A 19,449-nucleotide genomic window follows, 5' to 3' on the forward strand; every position below is an offset into this window, starting at 1 on the left:
CAGAAGATTCTCTGACAATTCTATGACCATTTACCCTACAACAGGCTGCCTGTATCTCTGAAATAGAAAATGAAAAAACACCGGGCACAGAGACTGCCCAGTGTTTCTACTTTGTTTATTATTTTTTCTTCGTATGTTTTCTCATGTCAAACGCAACAGCAACGATGATGATCGCGCCTTTTACGATGAACTGGATGTACGGGCTTACTCCAAGGAAGGCGAGTCCGTAGTTGATCACTTGGAAAATCAGCACGCCTGTGATAACGCCAGGCACGGTTCCGATACCGCCTGTAAGGGAGACGCCCCCGACCACGCAGGCTGCGATGGCGTCAAGCTCATACATGTTACCTGTATTGTTTGTGGCACTTCCTACACGTCCTGCTTCTAGTGTTCCTGTAAGGCCGTATAGAAGACCGGCAATTGTGTAGATAATAATCAGGTTTTTCGCTACGTTAACTCCTGATACTTTGGCAGCTTCGGGATTTCCCCCGATTGCATACATATTCTTACCAAGCTGGGTTTTATTCCAGACAACCCAGATGATGGCCGACACGATTATGGCATACAAAATGAGATAAGGAATTTCCGTACCGCCAATATTGATGCCGCGCTGGGCGAATGTTGTGAACTTTTGGCTGAGCCCGCCGATTGGCTGTGCTCCGTATGGCGGCCTGTCGAAATAGATGGAGGTGAGGCCGTATACACCAATCATCATGCCGAGTGTGGCAATGAACGGCGGTACATTCAATTTGGATACAATCACACCGTTCAAGGCGGCGATCAGGCCGGTTGCAGCCATTGCGATTAATATAGGCACAAACAGCGGCAGGTCAGGAAGGTTCGGATACATTTTATAGGCATAGTCGCCTGCCTGGAGCATGGATGCAGAAATGACAGCCGCAAGACCGACCATCCGGCCAGCGGACAAGTCGGTGCCGGCCGTAATCAGGATACCGGCAACCCCCAGGGCGATAATGATACGGGAAGACGATTGACTTAAAATGTTGATTAAGTTGGTAACTGTAAAGAAATCTGGAGAAACCGCTATGATTACAAGCACTAATAAAAGTAAAACTGCATAAATGACATTATCAAACAGCCATTTTCTTACAACATTCAGGTTCATTCTTCATTTCCTCCTAATACAAAGCTGCCAATCTCATAATTTCTTCTTGTGAAGTCTCTTTTGTATTTACGATACCAGCGGCTCGTCCATTACTCATGACTAAAATTCTGTCCGTTACACCCAGCAGTTCAGGCATTTCGGAGGAAATCATGATGATTCCCTTTCCTTCAGCCGCTAAGAGATTAATAAGCTGATAGATTTCGAACTTTGCCCCGACATCGATTCCCCGTGTTGGTTCATCCAGCAGCAGGACATCCGGTTTTGTCAGCAGCCAGCGGCCGATAATTACCTTTTGCTGGTTTCCTCCTGAAAGGGAGCCAATCGACGTCTTTTGTGAGGGTGTTTTTACCTTCATGGAATCAATGACCCATTTCGTGTCATCATGCACTTTGCTGTCGGATAGAAAAATTCCTTTTCTGTATTGAGGCAGATTCGAGATGATGGAATTAAAGCTGATGCTTAATTCCGGGAAAATGCCTGTCGAACGCCTCTCCTCCGTCACAAGGGCAAATCCATTTTTGATCGCATGCTGAGGTGAATGGTTATCGACCTGTTTGCCATGAAGCTCAATGGTTCCTGACTGCAGAGCCCTCATTCCGAATACCGCCTCAAGGACCTCGGTTCTTTTTGACCCAACCAGCCCGGCAATTCCAAGAATTTCACCTTTTCTAAGGTCAAAATTCACTTCCTTAAAGGAAGGCTGTGTTTCTGCCGTAAGATTGGATACTTTTAATATCACGTTCTCCGGATGATTCACTTTCTCAGGAAAACGGTGGGAAAGATCCCGGCCCACCATCAATTTAATAATTTCATCTGTGGTGAGATCTTCGGCATATTTGGTTGCAATATGCTGGCCGTCCCTCATGATGGTGACTTCATCTGATATTTTTAAGATTTCTTCCATTTTGTGTGAAATGTAAATGATGGCCACGTGATCATCCTGCAGCTTTTTTATAATCCTGAATAGATGATTTACTTCCTTCTCTGTTAACGAAGAGGTCGGCTCGTCCATTACGATAATCTTAGATCCATAAGAAACGGCCTTCGCAATCTCCAGCATCTGCATTTCGGATACCGAAAGGCTTGTAACCTTCTGGCGGGGGTCGATATTAATATCAAGACTTTTGAAGATTGCTTTCGTATCTTCATACATTTTCTTTTCATCGATAAAAATGCCTTTTCTCGGATACCGCCCGAGCCAGATGTTGTCCATTACATTTCTCTGCCGCACCTGATTTAATTCCTGGTGTACCATGGAAACTCCGCTTTCAAGCGCCTGCTTTGAATTTGCGAACGAAACCTCTTGTCCTTCGAAGAAGATTTTCCCCTCATCCATTGAATAGATGCCAAACAAGCATTTCATCAAGGTGGACTTTCCTGCTCCGTTTTCTCCCATTAATGCATGTACGGTGCCTGCCCTCACTATTAGTGAGACATCATCCAGGGCGGTAACACCCGGGAATCTTTTCGTAATATGCTGCATTTCCAGTAAAATTTTGCTGCCCGCTTCAGACATCCGCTATCCTCCTCTGCAATTGAACTTAAGTGTTATGTCTTAAGGCTTCTGCATATCCTGTTCTAACTTTTTAAGAGATGCCCCGAACGAAGGAAAAGCAAAAATCTTTTCCTTTGTTCGAGGAGCGCCCTGCCGGGTGTTTTCAGTCCGCCCGGCACAGGCGCTGCTCCAGAAAGCAGATTATTTATACGCGTCTTTACCAACCTGAATATTGTCTTTTGTAATTTCTACATATGGAACACGGACCGCTTTTTTATCATCAAGCTTCCAATCCGTTCCATCCAGCACATCTTTCCCTTTTGCAGCATTAGCGGCTAGATCAACCGTTGCTTTACCCTGGTTTTTCGCATCGTTCAGTACGGTTCCAATCATTTTGCCTTTTTCAATCATTTCAAGCGCTTCCGGAATTGCATCTACACCCACAACCGGCATGAACTTGTCGCCTTTAAAATAGCCCGCTTTTTCAAGCGCTGAGATGGCTCCAAGGGCCATTCCGTCATTGTTTGCGATTACCAATTCAATCTTGTCATTGTATTTGGAAATCCAGGCATCCATTTTCTCTGTTGCCTTAGTGGCATCCCACATCGCTGTGTCCATAGCCAGCTGCTCTACATCTATTCCTTTTTGCTTAACAGTATCCACTGCATACTTTGTACGGGCTTCAGCATCTGGATGTCCAGGCTCCCCCTTCAGCAGTACGTATTGGATCTTCCCGTCGCCATTTTTGTCCCATTTAGCTTTATTGGCTTCCCAGGCTTTAGCAATCAGCCCGCCCTGGATCACACCGGATTCGGAAGATGTTGTACCTACGTAATAGGCCTTGTCATAGCTCTTCATTGCGGTTTCGTCCGGCTCCTTATTGAAGAAGATAACCGGCAGATTCTTCGCCTTCGCTTTGTCAATGATAGTCGGTGCCGCTTTAGGATCGACAAGGTTTACAGCCAGTGACTTTGCACCCTTGGCAATCAGAGTATCCACCTGCTCAGTCTGCTTTGCCTGGTCATTTTGGGAATCGTTGAGCATCAGGTTTACTTTTCCTTTTGCTTCTGTTTCCATCGCACGGCGAACATAAGACATGAAGTTGTCATCGAACTTATAGATGGTTGCTCCTACTGCCGCTTCACCTTTTTTACCGCCAGAGCCGCCTGACCCTCCGGATGAACTGCTGCTGCAGCCTGCTGCAAGCAGAAGGCTCGTAGCTACTGCTGCTGATAAAAATAATCGTTGCTTTTTCTTCATCATCATTCTCCTTTTAAAATACTAAATTAGAATTGTGAGCTGCCTACACGGTGTGTAAGCCCTTACATAAATACTAGCATGGAGATGTCAATACGCACAGACTGAATCAATAGCACTAATTTGCGTTTTCCTAGATTATTTTGCAATCCCTGAAACATTCCTGTAATCTTCTTGAAAAATATCCCTGCTAACAAAGGAGCCCGCCTCCCCATTTTTCGTATGGGGGGACAGACTCCTATCAGACATTATGATAAATTCACTTCAGACGCCGTATTGGCCGGCAAAACTGATTTGCGGAATTCAGAAGGGGAGTGGCCGGTCATTTTCTTAAATACCCTGCTGAAATAGTTCGGATCCTTGTAGCCGACGGAGAAGCAAATTTCCTTCATGCTTTTCCCTGGATCGGTCATTTCCTTTTTCGCTTTATTAATTCGTATATCAGTCACATAATCGATAAACGTCATTCCAAAACGTTCCTTAAATAACTTGCTAAAATAAAAGGGGCTTAATTCCACATATTCGGCAACCTGTTCAAGGGTAATAGATTCAGAGAAATGCTTTTCAATAAATTCTTTTGCTTTATAAAGAATGCCTCCTGCATGATTCATTCTAAACGTCTGTACCTGCTGTACAGCTGTGAGCAGATATAATTTGCTTTTTTCAATGATCTTAATTGGGGTTTCTGATTCAACGAAGGCTGGCGGCGTTTGGGAGGTAATACCAAAATCGTGCAGCATCCTGGATATCAGAACAAACAGTTCCTCAAACGACTTCTTGAATCCAATGCCTTCTTCCTCATTATGAAGATTCTCCACATATACTCCGAGATCAGCCATTACCTGGACAGTATCACCCTGCTGTATAGATTCCAATAATTTTTTTTCGGCATCAAGCGGATTTGCCCTGGCCGCTTTTTGGCTGGATGCTATACTGCCGTTCTCCATGGCTGAAACTGCTTCATGGTAAGAGAGGTGCAATTCGCGCGCTTCATTATAGGGAGAACCGATTCCGATATGAAGCCTTGCGTTAGGAAATTGTGCCTTAAATAAGCCAGGAAGTGTAATATGGATATTTTGTGCACTTGTTTTGATCTGACTTCGTTTTAATTGGGCTTTGCAGAGGAATAACACAGGCATCTTCAAATCATTTAGAGAGCCCGCCATAATCTCTTCATTCCTGGCAGCTGTTTTAAGAGCATCCCTCAGCCACATATACCACTTTTGCACTTCATTTTCCGAAGGATTTTTTCCATTTAACGGCTGAATAGCGAACACTCCTATATAACCATGTGCAACCTCCAGACCCAAGAGCTGCCCCCACTCGTCAAAACTGATATCCTGTACCTGATTGACCAGCAGTGAGGTGATCCACTCTTTCTGAACCAATGATACAGCGTGAGTCAGGTTTTCCTTTAAATGGCGGTGTTCCTCCTCTATTCTTCGTTCTTCAAGAATTTCCCCTGCTGCGCGTTTTAAGCTGTCTAAAATATCCTGCCTGCTGCTTGGCTTCAGGATATACTCCTTCACTCCCAGCCGCATCACTTCTTTTGCATATTCAAAGGTATTAAAGGCAGATACCATGATGAATCTGATAGAAGAGCTAAACTTCTTAATTTCCTTTACTGCCTGGACCCCGTCAATTCCCGGCATCTTAATATCCATAAATATGATGTCTGGAGAATGATTTTTCGCCAGTTCGATGGCTTTCCTCCCATTCGGTGCCTCGCCGATCACCTCTACTTCTTCATCAGAACTGCTGATGAATTTGGTCAAAGCCTTTCTTTCCAGGACCTCGTCATCCACTATAAGCACTTTCAGCAAGCTCTTCACTCCCCTCTATCTCATCTGGAATGATAAGAATAAAAGCCGTCCCTTTGTGAAGTTCTGATTCGATCTCCACTACATCATTCCTCTGATAAAAAAGCTGAAGCCTTCTTATGACATTTTTTACACCAATCCCTGTTGAATGGCTGTTCACTTTATCAGGCTCCATGTGCTCTTCCCCGTTCTTTCCATCAAGAAGCTTTAGCAAACGGTTCTTGGTCGGCTTGTCCATTCCGCGCCCATTATCTCGTATTTCAATCTGTACGGTATGATTTCGTTTAAAAATATGGAGCCGGATTTCTGCATTATCCTCATAGGATTCCACACCATGAATGAATGCGTTTTCGACAATAGGCTGCAGAATCATAGAAGGGATTCCCATATCAAGGCATCGATCATCAATATCTGTGATATATTGGATTCTTTCTCCGAATCTAGTGCGCTGTATGAAAAAATATTCCTTTACAATCCTTACTTCATCTCTTAAAGTAGACGCCTTATTTACATCCCCTAAGTTGTAGCGCAGCAAGGCGGCAACAGCTTCAATAAGTCTGGATGTTTGTTCAGCTTCTTCAAGATAAGCCATCTTTGAGACAGTATTCAGCGTATTAAATAAAAAATGGGGGTTGATTTGATTTTGGAGGCTCCTTAGCTCCAGCTCCTTCAAAAGCTTATCCAATTCTGATTTTTGTTTGATTTCTTTTACCAGCTGCCTCAGGTTTGCCCTCATCTGGTTAAATGTTTCAGTCAAAGGCATCAATTCGTCTTTAGTCGTAACTTTAATATCTTCTCCTTGCAGATCGCCTCTGGATATTTCCCTGGCAGCTCTTGACAGGGAGCTTATAGGCTTCGTGATTCCACCGGAAATCCAGAACGCCAGCAGGGCGCTTAAAATGGCTGCCGCTGAAAACAAAGAGAGAGACATCAATTTATAATAATGGTTCTGCTCCTCCATCTGACTGTAAAATTTCTGGTATTCTGTCAATTTATTATTTAACAGGGCCAGCGTGCTTTCCTGGAGATAGCCGTTGATTTTTATTACTTCATTAAAATGGCTGGAATAGGAATTGATCTCATCCTTTTTCAAGGCGCCAAGAGTCGCATCTCCTTCATCCAGAAAACTGTCAATCATATTTTTATAGTTTACTAAGCTCGTATTGCTGCTTGTGAATTCGGTATACAATTTATTTTGGTCCCTGATGAGCTTCAGTTTTTCTTTCCTATATTCCTTAAGATATGCCGGCTGTTTATCCAATATGTAGGCGTGCAGCTTTTCCGTCATTAAATTGGTCCGCTGCGAGATGTCATTTAAAAAGAGGAAACGCTTGAATCCTCCATCATACTCATTCATCAGCTTTTCGCTGCTATTATAGAAAAAAAAGCCTACCGATGTCAGCAATACAACCAGCACAATGAAGTATAAGAGAAGCTTTGATCGTATGCGGATCATCATGGGTTATTCTCCTCCACTATCATAATCACCTGAACGGATGTCTTTTTTTCTTAGTATGCGTGTTTCTGTATGGACGATCGGAGGCACTTTTTTTCCTTTGATAATGTCAATCATCATCTTTACAGCTCCATATCCCATCTCGTAGGGCTGCTGCACGACCGTCGCCTTGATAATTCCCTGGCGCATCAGCTGTATCGTTTCTGGCAGCGTATCAAAACCAAGAATGTAAATATCATTCTGCTTTCTGTACTTTTTCACAACATGAGCGATCTCCGGCCCATCCAGTGCACTTGTCCCAAAGAAGGCATTTACCTCAGGATGTTCCTGGATGATCTGATTCGCCTTTTCTGCAGCCTTCACCCTGCTGATATCTGATTCCTCCACCGCCACTATATGGATGTTTTTCTCCTTTTTCAATGCGTCCTTAAATCCCTGGACACGCTGCACTTGATGATTTCTATGGAAGCTTCCTGTTATGATTGCGACATTGACCTCTCCCTTTGTATCCGCAAGCAGAGCCTTTCCAGCAAGGAATCCAGAGTAATAATTATCTGTTCCTATGTAAGCCAGGCGCCTGCTGCCGGCGGCATCCGTGTCGACGGTTATGACAGGGATCCCTTTTCCAACAATGTGCTCAATCAAAGGAGGAAACTGTTCATCGCTTAACCCTTGGGTCATGATTCCATCGACCTTGGCTGCTGCAGACATTTCAATGGTTTTCAGATGGTCATCTATATTTGCCTGCTTTGGACCCGCATATTCAAGCATCACTCCATATTTTCTGGCTGCTTCCTTAGCCCCTTTTTCCACCAGCCTCCAATATTCATTATCTAGTTCCTCAGGAACAAGAACAAAATGATAGTTATATTCGGTTGTCTTCTTTTTTTCTCTGGGAAGCTGATGGGATACGACCTTCGAGCCGTAATAGACTGCAAATGAGCAGCTGACTAGAAAAAGTAAAGCGCCAAGAGTATAAGCTGCGGTGGATAATCTGCTCAAATCGATCTCCCTCATTCGGTGTTTGGTATCTAGCATCTTATGTCTAATTTATGTAGTATCAGGGGCAAAGTCAATACTTTTTCGAAAGGGCTTTCATCCCATATGCAGGAAAAGGCCGTCTTAGCAGAGGCCTTTTCCTGCATTCTATCAATTATATGAGCACCTGAAATGATTCACTGCTGAAACTGGACCCGATGCAGGTTTGCAAAGATCCCATCCTGCTGAAGCAGTTCATCATGGCTGCCTTGTTCTGCAATTCCTTCCTCGGTGACAACGATGATTCTGTCTGAATTTTTGATCGTCGCCAGCCTATGAGCGATGATCAGTGTGGTGCGGTTTTTGGCCAGCTCGGCGAGGGCATTCTGAATGATCCTTTCCGTTTCTGTATCAAGAGCAGAGGTTGCTTCGTCCAAAATTAAGATAGGAGGATTCTTCAGGAACATCCTGGCGATTGCGATTCGCTGCTTTTGACCGCCCGAAAGCTTCAGTCCCCTCTCTCCGATTTGAGTTTCATAGCCGTCAGGCAGGGACGATATAAAGCTTTCAAGGTGTGCCATCTTGGCCGCTTCAATAATCTCTTTATCGGAAGCCCCTAATTTTCCATAGGCAATATTCTCCTTCAATGTGCCAGTAAACAGAAATACATCCTGCTGGACAATCCCTATCTGCGACCTTAAAGATTTTTTGGTCACTTCCCTGATGTCCAGTCCATCAATGGTAATGGTCCCAGCATCTGTATCATAGAAACGGGGGATTAGTGAGCAGATGGTCGTCTTGCCTGCACCGCTTGGGCCTACAAAGGCTACCGTTTCCCCTGATTGGATCTTTAGATTAATATCTTTTAGAACCGGCTTTTTCTGATCATAGCTGAAGGAAACATCCTTAAAGGCAATATCGCCTGTAAGAAGACCTGCGTCCTCTGCCCCCTCCCGGTCCTTCACGTCAGGCTCCTTGTCAATCATTTCAATAAATCTCGAAAATCCGGCCATCCCTTTCGGATAAAGCTCCATCAGGGCACTGATTTTATCGACAGGTTTGAAAAGTACATTTACATATAGAAGAAACGCAACCAGCTTTCCATATGACAGCTGATCATGAAAGCTGAACCACGCACCAACTACAAGAACGGCCAAAGTAATGAGCCTTGTAAGCATGTATATTCCCGAGGAGCTGAAGCCCATAACCTTGTATCCCGACAACTTCGCCTTCCGAAAGCGCTGATTATTGAGATTGAACCTTTTATTTTCATACGCTTCGTTTGTAAAAGACTGTACCACGCGTGCACCGGAGACGCTGTCTTCCACCCGGGCATTGACATCCGCAATTTCACTGTACATGGAATCCCATGCTTTATTCATCCGGACATTGCTGTATACGATCAGCCACACCAGAAACGGCAGGATGATCAAAACGATAAGTGCCAGCTTCATATTGATCGTGAACATGATCCAAAAAGCACCGGCAAATGTCATGACCGCGATGAATAAATCCTCCGGTCCATGATGGGCAAGCTCTCCAATATCAAAAAGATCATTTGTGATCCTGCTCATGATATGACCTGTCTTTGTACCATCAAAAAAAGAAAATGACTGCTTCTGGACATGCTGAAACAGCTGCCGGCGCATATCGGTTTCAATATTGATTCCAAGCATATGCCCCCAGTAATTCACAATGTATTGCAAAAAGGTACTGATTATATAAAAGACCAGGAGGCCAATGCTTACAGAAACGATGGCCGGCCAGTCCTCGCCAGGCAGCAGGGTATCAATAAACCACTGAACGGCAAGCGGAAACGCAAGCTCAAGCAGAGCCACTATGATGGAACTTGAAAAATCGATGATAAATAGTTTTTTATGGGGCTTATAGTATTGAAAGAAACGCCTGATCATTAAACTTTCTGCTCCTTTTCTTATGTACTTCATAAATCATACCACGTATATTTACAAAATTATGAAAAATAAATTCATACACGCAATTGGCCATTGCTCTTTACCTGCAAGGGTATCCACTTACTTGAATCACTGCATCCATCCAAACATAGTTAAAGGCTGGCAGCTTATCTGCTGCCAGCCTATTTTTAGGAAGAGAGTTCTCCATGCTTCTCAATGAAGTCCCTGCTCAATTCACTCCATACATCAAATTTGTTTCCATCAGGATCGTAAAAAACAAAATTCTTTCCTGTATGTCCCCTGTCCTCAATTTGTCCAATCTGCACTTCCAGGGACTCCAATTCATGATGGAGAGAAGTAAGTTCCTTGACTCCATTTACTTCAAATGTCATGGAAAAGAGCTCTTCCCCCCGATAATCAATGAAATTCAGCCGCTGGTTTGGAGCCGCTTTTACAAGGAAGAAGCTTTGATTCGCCATATTGATAATCGCTTTTTCTTCATCCTGATAGCTAAGCTGCGCGCCGAGCTTTTTTACATACCAATGTGCTGAGAATGTGACGTCACTTACAGGCAGATATGCTGTGCCGACCCTTCTTAATTGCGTTTTCAAGGAATACCCCTCCTTATTATGAAGCTATAAGATAGATATTCTCCCTTTTTCTACATTTTCCTACTTTCACTTTTGAATTAATGTGACTCTTTCACCCGCTGATTAGAGATAGGCCCTTAATGCTTGAAATGAATTCCCTTATCTCTTCCTTCCGTCCCTCATGAAATGCCTGGACGATTTTGCTGCCTACGATGACGCCTTCGCAGGATGGCAGCAGGGACTGCGCAGCATCAGCGGAGGAGATGCCGAATCCTGCTAGAACAGGAGTATTTGTAAAGCTCTTGATTTTATCGATTTTATTCTTGATTTCAGCAGCATTTAGTTCTGCTCGTTCACCAGTGACTCCATTTACAGTGACCGCATAGATAAAGCCTTCGCTGTCACTTGTCAGGGTTTTCAGCCTTTCTGCTCCGCTGGTAAGGGCGGCGAGTCTTATGATCGCAATATCAGCTGCTGCCAGGTGCTCTTTAACGAGCGCTTCCTCTTCATATGGGAGGTCAGGGAAGATGCAGCCTGCAATTCCTCCCTGTCTGCTGGCATCAGCAAATTGTTCAAGTCCATATTGCAGGACTGGATTGATATAGGTCATTAAGATTATGGGAACAGTGATTTTTTCTTTTATCTCTGTCAGCTTATTCAGGATCATTTCCAGGGATACTCCGTTCTTTAATGCCCGAAGTCCAGCTTCCTGGATGACAGGTCCGTCTGCAACCGGATCTGAAAAGGGCACCCCTACCTCGATGAGATCCGCTCCGCTTTCCTGAAGGAATAAGAGGTCTTTTTCAAGCCTGTCTATACCCCCGTCTCCTCCCATGATATAGGCTGTGAATGCCTTTTTATCTTCTTTTATTAAAGTCTGAAAGAGTGCTTCCAGTTTCCGTTTACTCATGTTCAGATCTCCCTTCCATTTTTCTTATGGTATCTACGTCTTTATCTCCGCGGCCTGATAAACAAATGACCATACTTGAATTCTGATCAAGTCTTGGCGCCAATTTGACCGCATGAGCAATCGCATGTGAGCTTTCAAGGGCTGGTATGATGCCTTCTGTTCTGGTCAGGAGATGGAAGGCGGACAAAGCTTCCTCATCAGTGACCGAAGTATATGTGACCCGCCCTTCTTCCATTAAATAAGAATGCTCTGGACCTACACCGGGATAATCGAGTCCGGCTGAGATGGAATGCGCCTCCTGGATCTGCCCGTCCCCGCTCTGCAAAAGGTACATATGCGCTCCATGAAGGATTCCCTTTTTTCCTTTTGTCAGGGATGCCGCATGAAAAGGGGTTTCAAGACCTTTTCCTGCTGCCTCCACTCCTATTAAGCTTACTTCTTGATCTTCAATGAACGGATAAAACATCCCCATGGCATTGCTGCCTCCTCCGATGCAGGCCACAACATAATCAGGAAGCCTATTTTCTGCAGCCTGAAATTGGGCCTTTGTTTCACTTCCGATAACACTTTGAAAATCCCGTACGATCTGGGGAAAAGGATGCGGACCGAGGACAGACCCCATGATATAGTGGGTATCATCAATATTGCTGACCCAATAACGAAGGGCCTCATTGACGGCATCCTTCAGAGTCCTGCTTCCCTGGGTCACCGATACAACCTTGGCTCCGAGCAGCTCCATTCTGTACACATTCAGTTTTTGACGCTGGATATCTTCTTCTCCCATGAAAATAACGGCTTCCATATCCAGAAGGGCGCAGACCGTTGCGGTGGCTACCCCATGCTGGCCGGCTCCAGTTTCAGCAACCACTTTGTTCTTTCCCATTCTTTTTGCCAGGAGGGCCTGGCCAAGAGTATTATTGATTTTGTGTGCCCCTGTATGGTTTAGATCTTCCCGCTTCAGATAAATTTTGGCTCCGCCCAATTTCTCAGATAGCCTTTTGGCAAAATATAAAGGAGTGGAACGGCCGACATAATTTTTAAGCAGGTCCTGGAACTCTTCCCTAAATTCTTCTGAACGCCCGATGGTCTGGTATGCTTCTTCAAGCTCGGTTATAGCAGCCATTAAAGTTTCAGGCACAAATTTTCCGCCGAATACCCCGTATTTACCGTTTTGGTCAGGCATTGAATATGATGGTTTAGACATTTTCCTTCACTCCCGTTTTTGCATTTTCTATAAATCTTTTAATCTTCCCGAGATCTTTTCTTCCGTCTGTTTCGACTCCGCTGCTCACATCTACCATATAAGGTTCAACGATGGAAACAGCTTCCGCTACATTTTCCGGGGTCAAGCCGCCGGCTAGAATGAGATTCTTTGTATGGCTTCCAAGCCCCCGTATTGCCTCCCAGTCAAAGGCTTCCCCATTGCCTCCATGGTATTTTCCTCTCGGAGCATCAAGAAGGATAAATTCACTTCCGAACTGCTGGATCACGCTTTTACTTCCTGGCTGAAAGGAAATACCTTTTATGACGGGCATTCCAAGCGTTCGAATAAAATCAGCACCTTCATCTCCATGCAGCTGGATGAGGGTAAGACCGGTATATTCCGCAATCTCTCTGATTTCTTCGGCCGTTTCATCCACAAACACGCCTACCTTTTCAATATGAGCCGGAAGCGTGCTGATAATTTCCCTTGCGGTTTCTTTCTCGATTTTCCGCTTGCTTTCAGCAAAGACAAAGCCCAGGGCATCCGCTCCATATCCCGCAGCAGCTTCTGCTGTCTGAATATCCATGATTCCGCAAATCTTCACTTTCATCGGCTTTCCACCTTAAGGTTTTTCATATCAGCTAAAAACTGCCTTGGATTGTCCTGCCTCATGAATGCTTCCCCCACAAGTATGCCGTCAGCTCCGGCCTTCACTACCCTTCTGCAGTCATCGAGAGAGGTAATGCCGCTTTCACTGATGACGTAGGCATTGTTCTTTTTCGCCTTTGCTGCGAGTTCTTCGGTTACAGACAAATCGATTTGAAAGGTTGATAGATTGCGATTGTTAATTCCTATAATATCTGCCCCTATCTCCAGTGCCCGGTCCAGTTCCCGCTCATTGTGGACCTCAGTCAAAACATCCAGCCCGAGGGATACTGCGTACTGATAAAGTTCCTTTAACTTCCGGTCATCCAATGCTCTTACGATTAATAGGATGATATTTGCACCAAAGTGGAATGCTTCGTCAATCTGTGATGTCTCCAGCATAAAATCCTTGCAAAGGATAGGGAGCTTTATGGTATTTCTTGCGAGGTCCAGATCCTTCATACTTCCCTTGAAAAAAGTTTCTTCGGTAAGAACACTCATGGCATCTGCTCCTGCTTCCTCATACATCCTGGCAGTTTGGACAGGATCTGCTTGAAGATTAATGGCTCCCTTGGAAGGAGAAGCCCTTTTAAATTCGGCTATGACGGTGAAGCCCCGTTCCAAAGCTTTCTTTAAGCTGTAGTCCGCCTGTCTTTCATTTTTATTTATATAGGGAAGACTCCGCTGGGAAAGACTTTTCCTTTTCTCCTGTAAAATCGGCTCTAAATAATCTTTCATATGATTGCCTCCTCCTTGCTGACCGCTTTTGATATTTCCAATATCTTTTTAAAATGAGAGTAGGTCCTGCCTGACTGCAGGAGTGAATCTGCCAGCTCTATTCCTTCCTTGATCGTACCTGCCTTTTCTGAAGCAAAGAATCCGATGCCCGCATTCAATAAAACCGTATCTGTAAACGGCCCTCTATCTCCTTCCAATACAGACAGTAAGATATCCGCGTTCCTCTCAGGAGACCCGCCCCTGATTTCCAGATTGCTGACCTCTTTCAATCCCAGCTCGGCCGGCCTTACCGTCTCGGCTCTGCTGCTGCCGTTTTCAATAATCCTAAGCTGGTTCTCTCCCTGGAGGGAAGCTTCATCCATGCCGCCTGCCCCGTGGATGACAACCGCCTTTTTTCTGCCTAATTTAAGAAAGACTTCTGCATAAGGATCCAGCAGTTTAGGTGAATATACCCCCGTTACCTGATAGGTTAAGGAAACTGGATTTGTTAGCGGGCCTAGACTGTTAAAAACGGTCGGGATCCCTAAATCCTTCCGTACCTTCACAATCTTTTTCAGCTGCGGATGCACATGCTGGGCAAAGAGAAAAGCAATGTTGGTTTGCTCTATCATCTTTTTCGCTTCCTCCGCATTCTGGGATAGTGATATCCCCAGGCTTTCCAGTACATCCATGCTCCCTGAGCGGCTGGTAATGCCCCGGTTCCCATGCTTAATTACTTTCACTCCGCCGGACGCAAGAACAAATGCTGTGGTAGTACTGATATTAAAGCTGTTGGAGCCATCTCCGCCGGTTCCGCAGATATCCATGGCCGCTTCTCCAGCTGTGAATTTATGGGTAGATGCTGCACGGATCGCCTGGGACAATGCTGCCATCTCGTCTGGTACAGCCCCCTTAACATTAATGCCCATCAGAAAAGCCGCAATTTCGCTTTCAGATGTTTGGGGATGAAGAAGGCAGGCCGCCGCTTCTTCCATTTCTGTGTAGGATAATTCTATTCCGTTTACAAGTTTAGTTAGGTACTTTTTCACGAATATCCCTCCTGTTTACCATTTCTACAAAGTTTTGAACCATTTCTTTTCCGTATTCTGTAGCAATTGATTCTGGGTGGAATTGGAGCCCGATCACTTGATGGTCTTTATGGCGGACAGCCATAACCGCACCATCATCGGCTGCTTCTGCTGTTATTTCAAGACATTCCGGTAAATTTGTACGGTCCACCAGCAGGGAGTGATATCTCATCACTGTAATTCCGTTTTTGACATTTTGGAAAATACCCTCTCCAAGATGTGTGATCACCGATGTTTTGCCATGCTTGACGGCCCTGGCCTTTTTGACAATGCCTCCATATGCTTCGCCTATTACTTGATGGCCCAGGCAGATTCCAAGAATCGGGATTCTGGATGAAAACTCCTTAACAAGCTGCAGGCAGATTCCTGCGGTGTGCGGGTTTCCAGGACCGGGAGATAAAATGATTCCTTTTGGATTCAGCCTGTTTATATCTTGAATGGTCAGCTCATCATTTCTTTTGACCAGAATTTCCTGTCCTTCTTCCTTTAACATTTGATACAAGTTATACGTAAAGGAATCGTAATTATCAATTAGTAAAATCATCTTACCGCCTCCATTAGTCCGCTTGCCTTATGAAGCGTTTCTTCCCATTCCTTCTCAGGTATGGAATCGTGTACAATGCCTGCTCCTGCCTGCAGATAAGCGTGGCCGCCTGAGAAAACGAGCGTGCGGATGGTCAGTGCCAGGTCGAGCGTCCCATCAAAGGTAAAATAGCCGATGCCCCCTGCATATGCCCCTCTTCTGGTTGTCTCCAAATCATTGATCAGCTGCATGGCCCTTATCTTTGGTGCGCCTGAAACAGTACCGGCGGGCAGACAGGAAGGAACGGCATCCAGGAAGTGGACCTGTTTATCCAGGGTTCCCTCTACATCGGAGACCAGGTGCATCACATTTACATACTTTTCAATCTCCATCAGTCTTGTTACTTTCACAGATGAAGTCTCACTAATCTTTCCAAGGTCATTTCTTGCTAAGTCAACGAGCATATAATGCTCAGCCCTTTCCTTTTCGTCCTCTAGAAGCTCCCTGGCAAGGTCATCATCCAGAACAGGACTTTTGCCTCTTGGCCTTGTACCTGCAATCGGATTGGATAAAATCTTGTTTTCCTTCACGGTAACAAGCCGTTCGGGTGAACTTCCCGCAATCTGATAAGCTCCAAAGTCCATATAGAAACGGTAGGCTGACTGATTATACGTGCACAGCTTAATAAAATAGTCGAAAGGATCTCCCTGATAACCACTCTTGAGCCGGTGTGAAAGGACAGCCTGGAAGATATCGCCCTCCAAAATGTGATGCTTCAGGGTTTCGACCGACTTAATAAAGTCTGCTTTTCCCGTATCGGATACAAAACCGAAAAATTGGAAATCTTCTGCATTTTCTTTTTGCGGCAAAGCCTCAATCTCTTCGATTCTTTGGTTCAGCAGACTGTCTGCCTCTGCTTGTGAAAGAGCATGATCATAATCCAAAAGGTAGTAAGCAGCTTCCTTGTTTTCGTTTATAATCAAGAATTCAGAGTGGAAAAGGAAATACGTATCATAGACTCCCAGGTCATCAGCCTTTTCCTGGCCTATGCTTTCCAGGCTGCGGATCATATCATAGCTGAAATACCCGATCGCTTTCGCTATTCCGCCTGGCTCACTTCTGTACCTGTCTGTCATCTCTTTTAGGATCTGAATGGGATCGCCCGCAAGGACCTCAGTCCTTCCTTTTTGTATCCTTTCTGTCCGCCCCTCCCTAGAGCGGATTTGGATGGCAGGATTAAATCCAATCATCGTCTGTGTTCCACCTTTATCCCCCGGAAACATCAGATATGCTTTGCAGCTGCCAGCGAGGCCTGCGTATACAGATTGTGCATCAACCGGGGAACTTAATGTCCTTTTGTATACCTTCAATGAATTCGTACAATTAACAGCCAATTAAATCCCTCTTTCCTGATTCTTTGTCAGTGTGTGTAAAATAAAAAAAGCCCTCCATAAGCCGAAGCTTATGGAGGGCGAATATTCCGCGGTGCCACCTCCGTTGGGAAATCAAAAACCTTTCCCATCTCTTCGGATACAGAAGGCTGCCCTTCGATATCCTATCCCTTTAACGGAGGAGTCCGTGTCCCTCTACTTCTCTTTCAAGGGACCTCTCGGAAGCCCATTCGCTTAAACTCCTGTACCGGTTCACACCTGCCACCGGCTCTCTGGAACATTTGTTTAAGGTACTCTTCTTCCTCAGTGATTTTGATTATACAGGGACTATCCCCGTTTTTTGAACGCAAAAAGGGCCTCCCATCCTTAAAAAAAGGACGGGAAGCCCGCGGTACCACCTTTAATTGATTGCATTGCAATCCACTCGACAGCATCAAGGCGAAATCCTGATGCCTGACTCCTTAACGCGGAGCAAACGTTAAAGCCTACTGCCTGGATACAGGGTTCGGTTTAAAGGCTCTGAAGTCCATTCACTTAGGAAATTCACCGGTTTTCACCTGCCACCGGCTCTCTGGATCATTTCGTTTAAGCTACTACTCTTCGTCAACGCCGTTCGATTCAGTTGATTTAATAAAGACTATAAAACTTTATTCTGTGATTGTCAATTATTTTATTCAAAAAGAATTATTTTATTCCCGCAGAGTGCTCCACGTTTCTTTTTTCAAATTTCTGGACTGCCTGCTCACACAGCCAATGGGTCATAAGAGCATCTTCTGGTGTTATGTATATCTCTGCTTTTCCCGTCAGGAAGTCGATAAAGTTCTGAATCATGGTCCGGAACCCCCTCTTCGACAGAGTTTCTTCCCAATCATTTCCGCCTAGCTTCGTTTCATTCTTTTCCTGTATTAGGACATTTTCATTCACATTTAAAGCAATCCTTTTTCCTTCAGACCCAAATGCCTCCAGACGTTCCTCAGTGGTGCCGCTGTCACGGTTCATGATGCCGATGGCAGTTCCTTCGTCTGATACAAGCTGCATCGTCACATGAAATAATTTATTCGAAATCATTTTCCCTGTAATAATCGTTTCATTAAAATCATAAGGATATAAATGTCTGATTGTATCCACGACATGGATAAAATCATCAAAGATAAATCTTCTCGGTGAATCCGGCAGACTGCTCCGGTTTTTTTGCATTAATACCATATTTAGTTCAGGGGTCTCTCTTACAAATTGATAAGGAGGAGCGAATCGCCTATTAAACCCAACAGTCAGCATGAGATTTTTCTCTCTTGCCAGCTCTACCAATTTTTTGGAAGATTCATAGTCTGCCGTAATGGGCTTATCCACAAATACATGGATCCCTTTATGTAAGAGGCGTGTAACGATTTCTTTATGTGAATCAGTGGAAGTATGCACGAATGCACCTTTGATTCCTGCTTCAAGCAGAGAATCCAGGCTTTCATGAAGATGGGACCAGCGGTATTGATTTCCTAGATTTTTCAACTTTTCCTGATTTCTTGTATAAAGATGGAACTCTGCATCCTCTATGCGGCTAAAAATGGGCAGATATGCTTTTTGGGCAATATCACCTAAGCCAATTATACCTATTTTTAACATGTTTTCAGCCCTCTCTCTATTAAATGGCCATTCATATGATACAATCGATAAAAGGAGTTGTGATAAAACAATGTATAACGGTAAAAAATGGGAAGAACCTCTGCCGAAAGAACAGATCGCAGTATGGGAATGCCTTTCACAGGAATGCAATGGCTGGATGAGAAAGGAATATTCATTCCAGGAGCTTCCAGACTGCCCGCTCTGCGGCGAAAAAATGGAAGCCGGAGAACGCCTCCTGGTAAAAATCCCGCCAAATATCCAGAAAAATTCATAACTTCATACATCTTCTCGGATTTATTATGACATACTTACTTCCTCCAGCAAAAAGATTCGAATAAAAAATGAAGCAGCCTCATCCGGATTAAAGCCGGATTATGGCTGCTTCATTTTTTTGTCCTTCAAAGCCTCATGATATTTCCCTGAATAAATCCGTATGAATATGGACGAGTACGAGCTGCTCATTGTTCTTTAAATCAAGATCCCCGGTCTGTGCTGGCCGGGGAATCTCCTTTTTTTCATCTTCGCAGAATGCAAGATAAACCCCCAGTGATTCTTCCGCAAGATTTATTGCTTCAGAAAGTGTCCTTCCTTCAGCAAAACAGCTTTCCACATCGGGAAATTTCACGAAATAACTGGTATCATTCTGCTCCACAACTCCCAAAAATTGATATTCCGCCATGATATCCGCCTCCTCTTCTGCCATTGATGCCATCAGC

At 44.6% G+C, this 19,449-nt stretch carries 18 protein-coding genes and 2 other annotated features; of the genes, 1 reads left to right on the top strand and 17 read right to left on the bottom strand.

The window, feature by feature from the left end:
- Window positions 1-118 precede the first annotated feature (118 nt).
- From mglC to H539_RS0115705, 16 genes are all read right to left on the bottom strand, one after another.
- Complete coding sequence (mglC, locus tag H539_RS0115620) at window positions 119-1,126, bottom strand: galactose/methyl galactoside ABC transporter permease MglC (RefSeq protein WP_035322714.1); 1,008 nt, start codon at window positions 1,124-1,126, stop codon at window positions 119-121.
- 13 nt (window positions 1,127-1,139) lie between these two features.
- A complete protein-coding gene (gene mglA / locus H539_RS0115625; RefSeq protein WP_026694294.1) occupies window positions 1,140-2,642 on the bottom strand; it encodes a galactose/methyl galactoside ABC transporter ATP-binding protein MglA in 1,503 nt (500 codons plus the stop codon).
- Between the two features lie 180 nt (window positions 2,643-2,822).
- On the bottom strand, window positions 2,823-3,884 hold the full coding sequence (gene mglB, locus H539_RS0115630; RefSeq protein WP_026694295.1) for a galactose/glucose ABC transporter substrate-binding protein MglB: 1,062 nt from the start codon (window positions 3,882-3,884) through the stop codon (window positions 2,823-2,825).
- A 242-nt stretch (window positions 3,885-4,126) separates the two neighbouring features.
- Window positions 4,127-5,692 carry a response regulator gene (locus tag H539_RS28750; protein WP_245602201.1) on the bottom strand — a complete coding sequence of 522 codons (1,566 nt, stop codon included), beginning with the start codon at window positions 5,690-5,692 and terminating at the stop codon, window positions 4,127-4,129.
- Window positions 5,676-7,157 (bottom strand): sensor histidine kinase, encoded by a 1,482-nt coding sequence (locus H539_RS0115645; RefSeq protein WP_180321055.1) that lies wholly within the window; start codon window positions 7,155-7,157, stop codon window positions 5,676-5,678. The genes H539_RS28750 and H539_RS0115645 overlap by 17 nt, the downstream gene beginning before the upstream one ends.
- Window positions 7,158-7,160: 3 nt before the next feature.
- On the bottom strand, window positions 7,161-8,156 hold the full coding sequence (locus tag H539_RS0115650; protein WP_245602194.1) for a sugar-binding protein: 996 nt from the start codon (window positions 8,154-8,156) through the stop codon (window positions 7,161-7,163).
- Window positions 8,157-8,329: 173 nt separating this feature from the next.
- Window positions 8,330-10,045, bottom strand: a complete 1,716-nt coding sequence (locus H539_RS0115655; protein WP_026694298.1) for an ABC transporter ATP-binding protein — start codon at window positions 10,043-10,045, stop codon at window positions 8,330-8,332.
- Window positions 10,046-10,233: 188 nt separating this feature from the next.
- The gene (locus H539_RS0115660; protein ID WP_026694299.1) at window positions 10,234-10,656 is read right to left on the bottom strand and encodes a VOC family protein; all 423 of its coding nucleotides are present in this window, start codon (window positions 10,654-10,656) and stop codon (window positions 10,234-10,236) included.
- A gap of 91 nt (window positions 10,657-10,747) precedes the next feature.
- A complete protein-coding gene (gene trpA, locus H539_RS0115665; RefSeq protein WP_026694300.1) occupies window positions 10,748-11,545 on the bottom strand; it encodes a tryptophan synthase subunit alpha in 798 nt (265 codons plus the stop codon).
- Entirely contained in the window at window positions 11,538-12,749 is a 1,212-nt protein-coding gene (trpB, locus tag H539_RS0115670; protein ID WP_026694301.1) for a tryptophan synthase subunit beta, read from the bottom strand. The genes trpA and trpB overlap by 8 nt, the downstream gene beginning before the upstream one ends.
- Entirely contained in the window at window positions 12,742-13,359 is a 618-nt protein-coding gene (locus tag H539_RS0115675) for a phosphoribosylanthranilate isomerase (protein ID WP_026694302.1), read from the bottom strand. Before H539_RS0115675 ends, trpB begins: the two co-directional genes overlap by 8 nt.
- Window positions 13,356-14,132 carry an indole-3-glycerol phosphate synthase TrpC gene (gene trpC / locus H539_RS0115680; RefSeq protein WP_026694303.1) on the bottom strand — a complete coding sequence of 259 codons (777 nt, stop codon included), beginning with the start codon at window positions 14,130-14,132 and terminating at the stop codon, window positions 13,356-13,358. Before trpC ends, H539_RS0115675 begins: the two co-directional genes overlap by 4 nt.
- Entirely contained in the window at window positions 14,129-15,160 is a 1,032-nt protein-coding gene (gene trpD / locus H539_RS0115685) for an anthranilate phosphoribosyltransferase (protein WP_026694304.1), read from the bottom strand. Before trpD ends, trpC begins: the two co-directional genes overlap by 4 nt.
- A complete protein-coding gene (locus H539_RS0115690; protein ID WP_026694305.1) occupies window positions 15,141-15,743 on the bottom strand; it encodes an anthranilate synthase component II in 603 nt (200 codons plus the stop codon). The genes trpD and H539_RS0115690 overlap by 20 nt, the downstream gene beginning before the upstream one ends.
- Window positions 15,740-17,116, bottom strand: a complete 1,377-nt coding sequence (locus H539_RS28755) for an anthranilate synthase component I family protein (RefSeq protein WP_051348618.1) — start codon at window positions 17,114-17,116, stop codon at window positions 15,740-15,742. Before H539_RS28755 ends, H539_RS0115690 begins: the two co-directional genes overlap by 4 nt.
- Window positions 17,117-17,186: 70 nt before the next feature.
- Window positions 17,187-17,429, bottom strand: a binding site (T-box leader).
- 54 nt (window positions 17,430-17,483) lie between these two features.
- Window positions 17,484-17,729 (bottom strand) — a binding site (T-box leader).
- 68 nt (window positions 17,730-17,797) lie between these two features.
- Window positions 17,798-18,733: a Gfo/Idh/MocA family protein gene (locus tag H539_RS0115705; protein ID WP_026694306.1), complete on the bottom strand. Its 936-nt coding sequence runs from the start codon at window positions 18,731-18,733 to the stop codon at window positions 17,798-17,800.
- A gap of 70 nt (window positions 18,734-18,803) precedes the next feature.
- On the opposite strand from H539_RS0115705, the gene H539_RS0115710 reads away from it, so the two are divergent.
- Window positions 18,804-19,007, top strand: coding sequence for a cold-inducible protein YdjO-related protein (locus H539_RS0115710; protein ID WP_026694307.1), 204 nt, complete (start codon window positions 18,804-18,806; stop codon window positions 19,005-19,007).
- Window positions 19,008-19,139: 132 nt separating this feature from the next.
- Here H539_RS0115710 and H539_RS0115715 read toward each other — a convergent pair whose 3' ends face one another.
- A complete protein-coding gene (locus tag H539_RS0115715) occupies window positions 19,140-19,412 on the bottom strand; it encodes a type II toxin-antitoxin system HicB family antitoxin (RefSeq protein ID WP_026694308.1) in 273 nt (90 codons plus the stop codon).
- Window positions 19,413-19,449: the final 37 nt, after the last annotated feature.

The organism is Peribacillus kribbensis DSM 17871 (assembly GCF_000430765.1).
Classification (GTDB): domain Bacteria; phylum Bacillota; class Bacilli; order Bacillales; family DSM-1321; genus Paraperibacillus; species Paraperibacillus kribbensis.

Bases quoted from the DNA above. Each gene is read 5' to 3' on its own strand.
- H539_RS0115715 (WP_026694308.1), bottom strand. From the start codon at position 19,412: ATGGCGGAATATCAATTTTTGGGAGTTGTGGAGCAGAATGATACCAGT.
- mglB (WP_026694295.1), bottom strand. From the start codon at position 3,884: ATGATGAAGAAAAAGCAACGATTATTTTTATCAGCAGCAGTAGCTACG.
- H539_RS0115710 (WP_026694307.1), top strand. From the start codon at position 18,804: ATGTATAACGGTAAAAAATGGGAAGAACCTCTGCCGAAAGAACAGATC.
- mglA (WP_026694294.1), bottom strand. From the start codon at position 2,642: ATGTCTGAAGCGGGCAGCAAAATTTTACTGGAAATGCAGCATATTACG.
- H539_RS0115645 (WP_180321055.1), bottom strand. From the start codon at position 7,157: ATGATGATCCGCATACGATCAAAGCTTCTCTTATACTTCATTGTGCTG.
- mglC (WP_035322714.1), bottom strand. From the start codon at position 1,126: ATGAACCTGAATGTTGTAAGAAAATGGCTGTTTGATAATGTCATTTAT.
- trpA (WP_026694300.1), bottom strand. From the start codon at position 11,545: ATGAGTAAACGGAAACTGGAAGCACTCTTTCAGACTTTAATAAAAGAA.
- trpC (WP_026694303.1), bottom strand. From the start codon at position 14,132: ATGAAAGATTATTTAGAGCCGATTTTACAGGAGAAAAGGAAAAGTCTT.
- H539_RS0115675 (WP_026694302.1), bottom strand. From the start codon at position 13,359: ATGAAAGTGAAGATTTGCGGAATCATGGATATTCAGACAGCAGAAGCT.
- H539_RS0115690 (WP_026694305.1), bottom strand. From the start codon at position 15,743: ATGATTTTACTAATTGATAATTACGATTCCTTTACGTATAACTTGTAT.
- H539_RS0115705 (WP_026694306.1), bottom strand. From the start codon at position 18,733: ATGTTAAAAATAGGTATAATTGGCTTAGGTGATATTGCCCAAAAAGCA.
- H539_RS0115655 (WP_026694298.1), bottom strand. From the start codon at position 10,045: ATGATCAGGCGTTTCTTTCAATACTATAAGCCCCATAAAAAACTATTT.
- trpB (WP_026694301.1), bottom strand. From the start codon at position 12,749: ATGTCTAAACCATCATATTCAATGCCTGACCAAAACGGTAAATACGGG.